At 55.3% G+C, this 13,664-nt stretch carries 10 protein-coding genes; all 10 read left to right on the top strand.

All coding sequences use genetic code 11. From position 1 onward, the window contains the following. The first annotated feature begins 139 nt into the window (after positions 1-139). Positions 140-1,426, top strand: a complete 1,287-nt coding sequence (locus L1065_RS01160) for an ABC transporter substrate-binding protein (RefSeq protein WP_237093614.1) — start codon at positions 140-142, stop codon at positions 1,424-1,426. Between the two features lie 84 nt (positions 1,427-1,510). Beyond that, positions 1,511-2,512, top strand: a complete 1,002-nt coding sequence (locus L1065_RS01155; RefSeq protein ID WP_237093613.1) for a carbohydrate ABC transporter permease — start codon at positions 1,511-1,513, stop codon at positions 2,510-2,512. 11 nt (positions 2,513-2,523) lie between these two features. Beyond that, positions 2,524-3,666 carry a carbohydrate ABC transporter permease gene (locus L1065_RS01150; RefSeq protein ID WP_237093612.1) on the top strand — a complete coding sequence of 381 codons (1,143 nt, stop codon included), beginning with the start codon at positions 2,524-2,526 and terminating at the stop codon, positions 3,664-3,666. Between the two features lie 14 nt (positions 3,667-3,680). Continuing rightward, complete coding sequence (locus tag L1065_RS01145) at positions 3,681-5,333, top strand: alpha-amylase family glycosyl hydrolase (RefSeq protein WP_237093611.1); 1,653 nt, start codon at positions 3,681-3,683, stop codon at positions 5,331-5,333. Between the two features lie 18 nt (positions 5,334-5,351). After that, on the top strand, positions 5,352-6,440 hold the full coding sequence (locus tag L1065_RS01140; protein ID WP_237093610.1) for an ABC transporter ATP-binding protein: 1,089 nt from the start codon (positions 5,352-5,354) through the stop codon (positions 6,438-6,440). A gap of 20 nt (positions 6,441-6,460) precedes the next feature. Beyond that, complete coding sequence (locus L1065_RS01135) at positions 6,461-7,216, top strand: HpcH/HpaI aldolase/citrate lyase family protein (RefSeq protein ID WP_370641120.1); 756 nt, start codon at positions 6,461-6,463, stop codon at positions 7,214-7,216. 86 nt (positions 7,217-7,302) lie between these two features. After that, on the top strand, positions 7,303-8,751 hold the full coding sequence (guaB, locus tag L1065_RS01130; protein WP_237093608.1) for an IMP dehydrogenase: 1,449 nt from the start codon (positions 7,303-7,305) through the stop codon (positions 8,749-8,751). A gap of 45 nt (positions 8,752-8,796) precedes the next feature. Next, complete coding sequence (locus L1065_RS01125) at positions 8,797-9,954, top strand: RsmB/NOP family class I SAM-dependent RNA methyltransferase (RefSeq protein ID WP_237093607.1); 1,158 nt, start codon at positions 8,797-8,799, stop codon at positions 9,952-9,954. A 117-nt stretch (positions 9,955-10,071) separates the two neighbouring features. After that, positions 10,072-12,378, top strand: a complete 2,307-nt coding sequence (locus L1065_RS01120; protein ID WP_237093606.1) for an ATP-binding protein — start codon at positions 10,072-10,074, stop codon at positions 12,376-12,378. Between the two features lie 179 nt (positions 12,379-12,557). After that, on the top strand, positions 12,558-13,643 hold the full coding sequence (gene recA / locus L1065_RS01115) for a recombinase RecA (protein WP_237093605.1): 1,086 nt from the start codon (positions 12,558-12,560) through the stop codon (positions 13,641-13,643). Positions 13,644-13,664: the final 21 nt, after the last annotated feature.

Raw genomic sequence — 13,664 nt, 5'->3', positions numbered from 1 at the left:
GCGATTGACACATTGGATGGATTGAACAACGGTGTTCGTGTTCAAAGCGCTTTGGAAGTGATTCCGCCGCGCAGGAAACGTTAAGGGAGGGAAACTGGCGTGCGCAGATACGAATAGTTTCCAAAATGGGAGAATACACATGAAAAAATCACTCTACGCGAGTGTAGCCGCCTTTGCGATGACCGCAGGTATGGCGGCGGCTGATGGCCATCTGGCAGGTCAGCAGGTGACAGTCTTTGGTCCGTGGCTTGGCCCCGACCAGGAAACCGTTGAAACAGTTTTGTCAGGTTTTGCAGAAAAAACAGGCGCGGATGTGCGCTATGTGGGTTCGGACAGCTTTGAAAGCCAGATCCTTGTAGATGCCGAAGCGGGCTCTGCCCCCAACGTGTCCGTTTTCCCACAGCCGGGCCTTGCGGCTGACATGGCGGGTCGCGGGTTCCTGACGCCGCTCAAAGACGGCACAGGCGATTGGATCCGTGAAAACTATGCAGCGGGTCAGTCCTGGGTTGATCTGGGCACTTACGCAAACGCAGACGGTGCCGATGAACTTTTTGGCTTTTTCTACAAAGTCGATGTGAAATCGCTGGTCTGGTATAGCCCTGAAAACTTTGAAGACGCGGGTTATGAAATCCCGTCGACAATGGAAGAGCTGAAAGCGCTGACAGATCAGATCGTTGCAGATGGTGGCACACCGTGGTGCATCGGTCTGGGATCGGGTGGTGCGACAGGTTGGCCTGCAACCGACTGGGTTGAGGACATGATGCTGCGCACACAAGAGCCAGCTGTCTATGACGCGTGGGTTGCCAATGAAATGCCATTCGACGCACCCGAAGTTGTGGCCGCGATCGAAGAGTTCGGCGCATTTGCGCGCAATGATGCCTATGTTGCAGGTGGTGCAGGGGCCGTGGCCTCGACCGATTTCCGCGACAGCCCCAAGGGTCTTTTTGCATCGCCACCACAGTGCTACATGCACCGTCAGGCATCGTTCATTCCTGCGTTCTTCCCAGAAGGCACTGAAGTCGGCACAGATGCGGATTTCTTCTATTTCCCCGCCTATGAAGGCAAAAACCTTGGAAGCCCCGTTTTGGGCGCTGGCACGCTTTGGGCCATCACCAACGAAAACGACGCAGCACATGAGTTGATGGCGTGGCTGCAAACACCAGAGGCGCATGAGGCGTGGATGGCGTTGGGTGGTTTCTTGACACCACACAAAGGTGTCGACAGCTCCAAATTCTCGGACCCTGCGACAGCCAAGATGAACGAAATTCTGCTTGGCGCGACAACTTTCCGCTTTGATGCATCCGATCTGATGCCCGGCGGTGTTGGTGCAGGCTCGTTCTGGACAGGCATGGTGGACTACGCAGGTGGCAAAGATGCCGGCGAAGTGGCATCGGCCATCCAAGACAGTTGGGACGCGCTGAAGTAAGCGCCTTTGACCTCAGGAAGAGGGGCGGCACCAGATCGCCCCCTTCCACGCTTTTAGCATCTTTACCTTTGGGAGGGGACGGGAATGCATCCAGCTTTACTTGGATTGATCACCATCATTGTGGGCGTCGGTGCCTGTATCGGCTATTTCTGGGCCTCAAACCAAATCCTGGACAAATTCATTTTTCCAGCCAAAGGGCCAAACGCGGGGCGCAATATCAACCGCGCCAATATGATCCGCCCTTGGTTGTTTCTGTTTCCAGCCCTTACCGCACTTGGGCTTTATCTGGCCTATCCCGTGGTTGAGACGGTCCGCCTGTCACTGACCGACCGCGATCAGGGCGGCGCTTTTGTGGGGCTTGCAAACTACCAGCAAATGATGGGCGAGCCCAAGTTTTGGGAAGCCCTGCGCAACAATATGTTGTGGCTGATTATTGTGCCTGCATTCTCGACGGGCTTTGGACTTTTGGCCGCACAGCTGACCGATCGCCTTAAATGGGGCAATATTGCAAAGTCGCTTATCTTTATGCCAATGGCGATTTCCTTCGTGGGTGCGGCGGTGATCTGGAAACTGGTCTATGACGCGCGGCCCCCGGGGACAGAGCAGATCGGCGTTCTGAATGCGATCTATGTCTATTTCAGCGGCAACGATCCACAGCAATGGCTGACCATTCCGTTCTGGAACAGTATTTTGCTGATGATCGTTCTGATCTGGATCCAGACGGGGTTTGCGATGGTTATTCTGTCGGCCGCTCTGCGGGGCATCCCCGAAGAAACCGTTGAAGCCGCGATTGTTGACGGGGCCAACCCGTTTCAGATTTTTTTCAAGATCAAGGTGCCGCAGATCATGGGCACCATTGTGGTGGTCTGGACGACCATTACCATCGTCGTGCTGAAGGTTTTTGACATCGTTTTTGCAATGACCAACGGGCAATGGGAAACGCAGGTTCTGGCCAACTACATGTATGACAAGCTGTTCCGCGCAAATGATTGGGGTGTCGGCTCGGCCAGCGCGATGGTGATCATGCTGCTGGTTCTGCCGATCCTTGTGTGGAACGTGCATAACGCGCGCAAAGAAATGCGATAGGGGACAGACAGATGGACAATATTGCAGGAACAAAATCCAGCCTGAACTGGGCTGTGCAAATCTCGACCCTTGCGCTGGTATTGCTTTGGCTTTTCCCGACGGTTGGATTGTTCGTGTCGTCGTTTCGCACGGCCGATCAAATTTCATCCAGCGGGTGGTGGTCCGCACTTGGCACCCAAACCAGCCAGAACCCCGCGATCCGTATTGAAGGCGAAGAATTTGTCGACGGTGATCTGTTTGTGATCGAAGGGCAGCTGTTTACCAACGCCGATATCGAAGTGTCAGCCTGGGGCACATCAAGCCGCGCACCCCAAGCCTTTGTGCCCGGCGATGTGGCCGAGCTGAGCCGTGACCGCACGATTACAGTCGATGTTGGGGGCGCATACCGCTTTACGGCCACCGAAAGCCAAGAGGGGCAACGCTTGCCGCGCGTCTTTACGACGGCCACCGCACCGCCAGAATTTACGCTTGATAATTACCGCACTGTATTGGTCAGCGGCAACGCCACCGACAATCTGGCCAAGGCGTTTTTCAACACGCTGACAGTGACAATTCCTGCGACAATCATCCCCATCTTGATCGCTGCTTTTGCGGCCTATGCGCTGGCGTGGATGGACTTTCCGGGGCGCGCGCTCTTGGTGGCGGTGGTTGTCGCTTTGCTGGTGGTGCCTTTGCAACTTGCACTGATCCCGCTGCTCAAATTCCACAACGAGATCGGCATCGGAAAGGGCTATATAGGGGTGTGGATGGCACACACAGGATTTGGCCTGCCGTTGGCGATTTATCTGTTGCGCAACTACATGGTCGGTTTGCCCCGCGATATTATTGAAAACGCGCGTGTGGACGGTGCAACGGATTTCCAAATTTTCGTGAAGATCATTTTGCCGCTGTCGTTCCCCGCGCTGGCCAGTTTCGCCATCTTCCAGTTTCTGTGGACGTGGAACGACCTGTTGGTGGCTCTGGTGTTCCTGATTGATGCAACCGGTGAAACGACCGTGATGACCAAACAGATCGTAGAGCTTTTGGGCACCCGCGGCGGCAACTGGGAAATCCTCGCGACTTCGGCGTTTGTCAGTATCGCTGTGCCGCTGGTAGTGTTCTTCGCAATGCAAAAATATCTCGTGCGCGGCCTGTTGGCTGGTTCGGTTAAGTAAAGAAAGACAAAGAGTTGACAGCACAAGCTAATGTAACTGGGCAAGTGGCCTCTCATGTTGATGCAAACTGGTGGAAAGGTGCGGTGATCTATCAGATTTACCCGCGCTCTTATCAGGACAGCAATGGGGACGGGATCGGTGATCTTTTGGGCATCGTCCAGCGCCTGCCGTATATAGCAAGCCTTGGTGTCGATGCCATCTGGATTTCGCCGTTCTTCACCTCGCCGATGAAGGATTTTGGCTATGACGTCAGCGATTATTGCGACGTTGATCCGATGTTCGGAACGCTTGCCGACTTTGATGCGCTGGTCGATACCGCGCACAAACTTGGCATGAAGGTGATGATTGATCTGGTGCTGTCGCACACCTCGGATCAACACGCCTGGTTTACCGAAAGCCGCGCCAACCGCACCAACGACAAGGCCGATTGGTATGTGTGGTCCGACCCCAAGCCCGATGGCACGCCGCCTAACAACTGGCTGTCGATCTTCGGGGGGTCGGCCTGGCAATGGGACGCACGACGCGAGCAATACTATCTGCACAATTTTCTGGTCAGCCAGCCCGATCTGAATTTCCACAATGAAGAGGTGGTCCAAGCGGTGCTGAATGCCACCCAGTTCTGGCTGGACCGCGGTGTTGACGGCTTCCGCCTTGATACCATCAATTTCTACTACGCCGACAACGAATTACGCGACAACCCGCCTTTGCCGGCCGAAGAGCGTAACGCCAATATTGCGCCATCGGTGAACCCGTATAATCACCAAATGCATCTGCATTCCAAAAACCAGCCCGAAAATCTGGAATTTTTGCGCAAGTTCCGCGCCTTGCTGGATCAATACGGTGCGGCGGCCGTGGGCGAGGTTGGTGACGCGCAGCTTGGTTTGGATCTGCTTGGTGAATACACGGCGGGCGAAGATTTTGTGCAGATGTGTTATGCTTTTGAGCTTTTGGCCAAAGATACGCCCACGCCTGAACGGTTGGCACAGGTTTTTGCCAAAGTGGATGAGGTTGCAGCCGATGGGTGGGCCTGTTGGGCGTTTTCAAACCACGATGTGATGCGTCATGTGTCACGGTGGAATTTGACACCAGCCGCTGCACGCGCGTTTTGCACGCTGATGATGTGCTTGCGTGGCTCGGTTTGTATTTATCAGGGCGAAGAGCTTGGGTTGCCAGAAGCAGACGTGCCATTTGAAGCGCTCCAAGACCCCTACGGCATCGAGTTTTGGCCAGAATTCAAAGGCCGCGATGGGTGCCGCACCCCAATGGTGTGGGAGCCGTCCAACCAAAACGGCGGGTTTTCGGCCCATCAACCATGGCTGCCCGTCAGCAATGAACACCTGCAAATGTCTGTCGCCGATCAGGAAGAAGACCCCGCTGCGCTTTTGCATCACTACCGCCGCGCCATCGCGTTTCGCCGTGCGCATCCCGCGCTTGTTGCAGGCGATCATTCGGGTGTTCAGGCAACTGACGACATCGTCCATTTTATCCGCATGGCAAAGGGTCAGCAGATTTTCTGCGCGTTTAACCTAAGCGATAGCCCAACCGCTTTGACCATGCCCGATGGCAACTGGCAGCCCATTGGCGCCGAATTGGGAAGTGCGCATCCTTCGGCTGATGGAAAACTGCATCTGGGCCCATGGCAATGCGCCTTGGCGCTTCACGTATAAAAGGGAGAGGGGACAACCATGACCAATCTGAAACTGACAGATGTGGCCAAAACCTACGGCGGCACGGTGGATGTTCTCAAGAACATCAATCTTGATATCGAACAGGGCGAATTGATCGTCTTTGTTGGCCCGTCGGGATGCGGTAAATCGACTTTGCTGCGCATGATTGCGGGCCTTGAAAAGATCACGGGCGGCACGCTTGAGATTGACGGGCAGGTGGTCAACGATGTGCCCCCTTCCGAACGTGGCATCGCAATGGTGTTTCAGTCCTATGCGCTTTACCCGCATATGACCGTGCGCGAAAACATGCAGTTCGCGCTGAAATTGGCGAAAAAGCCCCAGTCCGAAATTGATGCAGCCGTCGACAAAGCCGCCAAGATTCTACAGTTGGATGAATATCTGGACCGCTTGCCCAAAGCCCTGTCTGGCGGGCAACGCCAGCGGGTGGCCATTGGCCGCTCGATCGTGCGCGATCCCAAAGTCTACCTTTTTGACGAGCCACTGTCGAACCTTGACGCGGCCCTGCGGGTCGCCACGCGCATCGAAATTGCCCAACTTAAAGAAGCAATGCCAGAACGCACGATGATCTACGTCACCCACGATCAGGTCGAAGCGATGACGCTGGCCACACGGATTGTCGTGCTGGCCAACAAAGGCATTGCACAGGTCGGCACGCCGCTTGAGCTTTATGAACGCCCCGAGAACGAATTTGTGGCACAATTCATCGGCTCGCCTGCCATGAACCTGCTGCCCGGCGAAGTGATTGAAACAGGGGCGCAGACGACCGTGCGTATGGACAGCGGCCTGACAATTCATTCTGCCGTGCCGACAACGGATGCGGACATGGGGCTAAAGGTCAATGTGGGTGTGCGCCCCGAAGACATGGTTGTGACCGAAGGCGAAGGCGTGTTTGAGGGCAAGGTCAGCTATACAGAAGCCCTGGGCGAGGTCACAGTGCTCTACTTCGAAAGCGTGAATGGCGCGGACCAGGTGCTGGCGAAGATGCCAGGCATTCACCGTGACATGCGCGGCAAAACCGTGCGTGTGGGGGCCGACCCTGCCAAGGTCCAGCTGTTCTCTAACGGTCAGTCGCTGTATTACCGCTGATGGGCGCTGCTGTTAATACTTTGAAAAGCCGCCTTGCCGCGGGCGAGATGCAATTGGGCATCTGGCTCGCTTCGGCCAGTCCGACCATTGCGGAACTGGCCACTGGCGTTGGGTTTGACTGGTGCCTGATCGATGCGGAACACGGGCCGAACACATCTGCCTCAATCCTCGCGCAGTTGCAGGCCTTTCGGGATGCACAGCCCGTGGTGCGCGTGCCCATCGGACAAGACTGGGTGATCAAACAAGTCCTCGATCTGGGCGCGCAATCCATTCTTGTGCCAATGGTCAACACGGGCCAGCAGGCCCAAGACATCGTCGCCATGACCCGTTATGCGCCTGCAGGGCGTCGTGGTCTGGGCGGTGCCGTTGCACGCGCCACCTTCTACAATCAGACGCCTGACTACGCGACCACCGCGAATGACCAAATCTGTGTCATGGTGCAGGTCGAAACGCGGGAGGCATTGGAGAACCTTGATGAGATCGTTTCGACCGATGGTGTTGATGTGGTCTTTATTGGCCCTGCGGATTTGTCTGCTGATATGGGATATCTGGGGCAGATGGATGCGCCCGCGGTGCAAACGGCCATCGATGATGCGATCAAACGCATCACGGCTACAGGCAAATCTGCGGGCATTATCACCTTCGATCCTGCCGAAATGCGCCACTATAGCGATCTTGGTGTGACGTTTTTGGGCGTTGGTTCTGATGTCACAACACTCAGCTCGGCGCTGCGCATGCTCGCCCAAGACGCAAAAAGCCGTACATCTGGCGAATAGGACTTTATCCATCCCTACATCTATGCGATAGGGCAGCGTCAAACGATGCTTTCCAATTTGTCCAGATTTTACGAAGGGGACCTGTCATGGAAATTCGCGAGGCGCTCACCTTTGATGATGTTTTGTTGGTCCCCGGGGCTTCCAGTGTTTTGCCGTCTACGGCTGACACGCGGACGTTTGTGACCCAATCCATCGCGTTGAACATTCCGCTGCTCAGCTCTGCGATGGACACGGTGACAGAAGCACGTATGGCCATTGCGATGGCACAGGCAGGCGGCATGGGCGTTATCCACCGCAACCTTGATATAGAAGAACAAGCGCGCGAAGTGCGCCGCGTTAAACGCTTTGAAAGCGGGATCGTCTACAACCCGATCACGCTGACCTCCAACCAAACCCTTGCTGACGCCAAGGCGCTGCAAGAACGCTACCGCGTCACGGGCTTTCCTGTCGTTGACGGGTCTGGGCGCGTCGTGGGCATTGTGACCAACCGTGACATGCGGTTTGCCAAGGATGACAAGACACCCGTTTCAGCGATGATGACATCCGACAATCTGGCCATGTTGCGCGAACCCGCCGATCTGGACGAGGCCCGTAGCCTAATGAAGGCGCGCCGCATTGAAAAACTGCTTGTCGTGGATGGCGATGGTAAATTGACGGGTCTTTTGACCCTCAAAGACAGTGAACAGGCGGTGCTGAACCCACAGGCGTGCAAAGACGAATTGGGCCGCCTGCGCGTTGCCGCGGCAACCACAGTCGGAGACGCGGGTTTTGAACGCTCGCAAGCGCTTGTGGATGCAGGCGTTGATATGATCGTCATTGATACGGCCCATGGACACTCGGAAGGTGTTGCACACGCGGTGGAACGCGCCAAGACGCTGTCCAGCGCCATTCAGGTGGTCGCGGGCAACGTGGCCACGGGAGAGGCGACCAAGGCGCTGATTGGTGCTGGTGCAGATGCCGTAAAAGTGGGTATTGGACCAGGCTCGATCTGCACCACGCGCATGGTTGCAGGCGTCGGTGTTCCGCAGTTGACCGCAATTATGGATTGCGCCGCCGCAGGGGGCGACGTGCCAGTGATCGCCGATGGCGGTATCAAGTTCTCGGGCGATTTTGCCAAGGCCATCGCGGCAGGCGCATCTTGCGCGATGGTCGGCTCAATGATTGCAGGCACCGATGAAAGCCCCGGTGAGGTGATCCTTTATCAGGGCCGTTCGTTCAAATCCTATCGTGGCATGGGCAGTCTTGGGGCCATGGCGCGCGGCTCTGCCGATCGGTATTTCCAGAAAGACGCCGCAAGTGACAAGCTGGTGCCCGAAGGTATCGAAGGGCAGGTGCCTTACAAGGGGTCCGCAGGCGCCGTGGTGCATCAACTGGTCGGTGGCTTGCGTGCCGCAATGGGCTATACGGGCTGCGCGACGGTCGCGGAAATGCGTAAAAACTGCAATTTCGTGAAGATCACAGGCGCAGGCCTGAAAGAAAGCCATGTGCATGATGTGCAGATCACTCGCGAAAGCCCGAACTACAGAATATCATGATATATCAATGATATGTAGCGCATACTTAATGTCGATGGGGGCAAGATGACGCCTGTGGCCCGCTATGCGGCGGCCATTGATGTTCTGGACAATATCCTTGTGGGTGCGTCTGCCGAACAATGCCTGACCACATGGGGGCGCAAAAACCGCTATGCAGGCTCCAAGGATCGGGCCGCCGTCCGCGATATCGTGTTCCGTGCATTGCGATGCAAAAACTCCTTTGCGGCTTTGGGCGGATCGGCCACAGGGCGCGGACTGGTCCTTGGTAGCCTTCGGACAGATGACATCGCGCCAGAAACGGTCTTTACAGGGCAGGGGTATGCACCGACACCACTTGACCCTGAAGAACAGACAGCGCCGCAATTACAACAGCTTCCCCCAGACGCGCCCGATTGGATCGTCGATAAACTACATGCACAACTGGGGCAGGCGGCGGCAGATGCGGCGCTGACGCTTTTTAGGGACCGCGCGCCCATTTCCCTGCGGATCAATACCAGCAAAACCACCGTTGCAGAGGCTCAGGATTCCCTTTTGCACGACGGTATCACAACGCAAAGCGCCGCCGATTGTGCAACGGCACTGATTGTCACGGATGGCGAAAGACGCATCCGAAACGCGACGGCCTATCAGACGGGACTTGTAGAACTGCAGGATTGCTCCAGCCAGCAGGCCTGTCTGGAATTGCAACTGCGGCCTGATGATCATGTGCTTGATTATTGCGCGGGGGGCGGTGGCAAGTCTTTGGCGATTACGGCGCGCGGTGTTCGTAAAATTTCCGCCCATGATGTGTCGGCTGATCGCATGCGCGATATTCCGGACCGTGCCAGTCGTGCAGGTGCCCAGATCGAAGTGCTGCCAGACCTCACCGGCCGTACGGAATTTGACGTCGTTCTGGTCGATGCCCCCTGTTCGGGAAGTGGCACGTGGCGGCGAACCCCACAAGCCAAATGGGCGCTTACACCTGATGACCTTGCAGCCTATCAACAGCTGCAACGAACCTGCCTCACCCAAGCGGCGGGGTATGCCAATCGCCTTTTGGCCTATGCAACATGTTCCGTTTTTGAGGAAGAAAACGAAGAGCAGGTTGCATGGGTCTTGCAGAATTTTCCGCAGTTTGGCCTTGTCTCGAAAACGCGATACCCGATTTCGATGTCTGGCGACGGATTTTTTCTTGCGCAATTTGAAAGAAAAATGCCCGTATAGCGTGTAAAACGTGTTATCGCTCCTCCTCTTAGGTGTTTCTTAAGATTTATGCTGCGAAATGAGGGCAGGCATTTGTGGGAGGCTGATTTGCTCAGGCATGTTGCGGGGCCGCGTTGGATGGGCCCAGATTGGACGGTTTGGAAACGCGTGGGCGCGCTTTTGGCGCTCGCAGCTGTTGGCGTGGGTCTGATCATCTCATCTGGTATGGTGTCTCAAGGTCTTTTTGCGATTTCATTTCTTGGGTTGGGCTGTGCATTGCTGGCCTTTGCTGGCGTGCTGTCCTTTGCGGTTGAACGTGACCATGTGCGAAAAAAATCCGCAAATTCAGAGGTTTTGAGCTATCTCGAGGACGATCACGCCGCTTGCCTTGTGGTGGATGCGCTTGGCGACGTGCTATTTGCGAACCGCAAGGCCCGCCTTGATCTGCCAATCCCAGATCAAAATGCCACGCTCGCAGGTGCCTTGAAAGGTGCGTTTGCAAACCCTGTTGCAGTTCTTCACCGTCTGCAAAGCAAAGCACTTGTGCAAGGTGCGGGGCAAGAAGATGTGGTGACCCGCCAAGGCCAAATTCGCATCGCTGTTCGCCCGTTCGGAACCGGCAGTTATGTCTGGCGCGTTGAAAAAGTCCCGTTCTCCGCCTCGTCTCGCACGGGCGCGAATGCCCTTGGTGCGGCGATGCTTACAACAGGCAGCCGCGATGCAATCTTGTTCATGAACGATGCATGCCGCAGGCTTTTTGGCGGGCGTGCCAAGAACCTGTCTGATATCTTGCTGAATCAATGCGTCACATCGGGTGCGCTACACCAAATGCGGGGGCAGGACGAAGCCTTCCATGCGCGTATATTTGAAACGTCCCATTCATCTGGGCGCAGGGAGCTTTTGGTGTTTCCCACGGCAGATGTTGGGCCCTCAGTCGGCGGTCCGTCCAGCGTGGAAGAGTTTGTTGGCAGCCTGCCAATTGCGATGCTCAAGCTCGGTCAAAGCGGCGAAATCCTGCATGCCAACGATATTGCAGATGATCTTCTGGCAAGCCATGCGCTGGTTGGCACAAAACTCGGATCGGTTCTTGGTGGGCTTGGGCGCGATGTGGATGACTGGATCGGGGAGGTCACGCGCGGTCACGGGCTGGACCGGCCAGAGGTTTTGAAACTGCGGCGCAAGGATATTGAGCGCTTTGTTGAGGTGCATCTTTGCCCGATTGCGGATGACCCAAACGCTGTTTTGGCGCTAATGCATGACGCCACAGAATTCAAATCACTTGAGCTGCAATTTGTGCAGAGCCAGAAAATGCAGGCGATTGGCCAGTTGGCAGGCGGCGTGGCCCATGATTTCAACAATTTGCTGACCGCCATATCAGGCCACTGCGATCTTTTGTTGCTGCGGCATGATCAGGGTGATCAAGACTACGGCGATCTGATCCAGATCCATCAAAACGCCAATCGCGCAGCCAGTCTGGTGGGGCAACTTCTGGCTTTCTCGCGCAAGCAAAACCTCAAACCCGAAGTGCTTGATTTGCGTGATACCTTGTCCGAACTCACCCATTTGCTGAACCGGTTGGTCGGCGAAAAAGTGACATTGACACTGTCGCATGACCCAACCCAAGCGCCCGTTCGGGCAGATAAACGCCAACTTGAGCAAGTCTTGATGAACCTTGTTGTAAACTCACGCGATGCGATGCCCGATGGCGGAGAGATCAAAATCGCCACGTCCTTGTTCGAAACGGCATCTCCCACGAAACGCGACCGCGCCGAGATTCCCCCCGGCACCTACGCCCAAATCAAAGTGTCCGATTGCGGCACGGGCATTCCCGCAGAAAAAATCGGCAAGATTTTTGAGCCCTTTTTTACAACTAAGAAAACAGGCGAGGGAACAGGCCTTGGGCTTTCGACGGCCTATGGCATTGTCAAACAAACGGGCGGTTTCATCTTTGTGGACAGTGCTGTTGGTGTCGGAACAGAATTCACATTGCTGTTCCCTGTCCACGAGGCCGGACCCACGCAGCCGTCCCTGCCGCCTCTGGCGCAACCTGTTTCCAAGCCGACCCCCTGCAGCGGTGTTGTCCTGCTTGTGGAAGACGAGGCGCCTGTACGCGCTTTTGCATCACGTGCTTTGTCAATGCAGGGGTTTACCGTGATCGAAGCGGATTGCGCGGAAATGGCGTTGGAGACGCTTGAAGATCAAAGCCTTCACGTCGATATTTTTGTCACCGACGTTATAATGCCCGGCATGGACGGGCCAACATGGGTCCGCCAAGCACTTGAAACACGCCCAGAAACCAGTGTTGTCTTTGTGTCGGGCTATGCTGAAGATGCGTTTAAAGACAACGAAAAAACCATTCAGAACGCCGTTTTTTTGCCAAAACCGTTTTCACTTTCGGACCTGACGTCGACCGTACAATCGCAAATTCCAACGCGCCTGCAATAAAAACGATTTGGCCGCCCAAAGCATCGTAATGGTTTGTTAACGATCGTGGACCAAGATGAAGGTGTGAAAAATCACTTGCAATGTTCTTCTTTTGATCTCATACCAGAACATAAGAACAAGAGGCGAACATCAGCAGTGATTGCCGCGACAACCGACCTATGAAATAAGGAGCCGAACACATGGCAACGGCAGATATTTTAAAAATGGACAGCAAGCGTAATTCCGACAAGCAAAAGGCACTCGACAGTGCTTTAGCTCAAATTGAGCGGCAATTTGGCAAAGGGTCGATCATGAAACTGGGTGGCGAGAACGCTGTTCAGGAGATTGAAGCAACGTCGACAGGATCTTTGGGCCTTGATATCGCACTGGGCATTGGTGGTGTCCCGAAGGGACGGATCGTTGAAATTTATGGCCCCGAAAGTTCTGGTAAAACAACACTGACGCTGCATTGTGTGGCCGAAGAGCAGAAAAAAGGTGGTGTGTGCGCATTTGTCGATGCGGAACACGCGCTGGACCCACAGTACGCCAAGAAATTGGGCGTGAACCTTGATGAATTGCTGATCTCTCAACCCGACACTGGCGAGCAGGCGCTCGAGATTGTTGATACGCTTGTGCGCTCTGGTGCCGTAAGTATGGTTGTCGTGGATTCGGTTGCGGCCCTTACGCCGAAGTCAGAGCTTGAAGGTGATATGGGTGACAGCAGTGTTGGCGTGCACGCACGTTTGATGAGCCAAGCGATGCGCAAGCTTACCGGATCGATCCACCGTACGAACTGCACGGTCGTATTTATCAACCAAATCCGCATGAAAATCGGGGTAATGTTCGGCAGCCCGGAAACCACAACCGGCGGTAACGCGCTGAAATTCTACAGCTCTGTCCGTCTGGACATTCGCCGCATCGGTGCAATCAAGGACCGTGATGAGGTGGTCGGCAACCAGACGCGGGTGAAAGTCGTTAAGAACAAAGTCGCCCCTCCATTCAAGCAGGTTGAATTTGACATCATGTATGGCGAAGGCATCAGCAAAATGGGCGAATTGCTTGATCTTGGTGTAAAAGCAGGCGTCGTGGAAAAATCGGGCGCGTGGTTCAGCTGTGGCGATGAACGCATTGGGCAGGGCCGCGAGAATGCCAAAACCTATCTGCGCGAACACCCCAAAATGGCGTGGGAGATCGAAGATAAAATACGCGCAGCGCATGGTCTGGACTTTGATATGCCGAAAGAAGAGCAGATCGAAGACGACGGCGGCGATCTTTTGGAAGAATAAAGATCCTGTACTTACCTTCAT

Source organism: Nereida sp. MMG025 (genome assembly GCF_021654165.1).
Taxonomy (GTDB): Bacteria; Pseudomonadota; Alphaproteobacteria; order Rhodobacterales; family Rhodobacteraceae; genus Nereida.
Note: the sequence above shows the minus strand (reverse complement) of the source record. Positions and strands in the feature narration are given on the sequence as shown.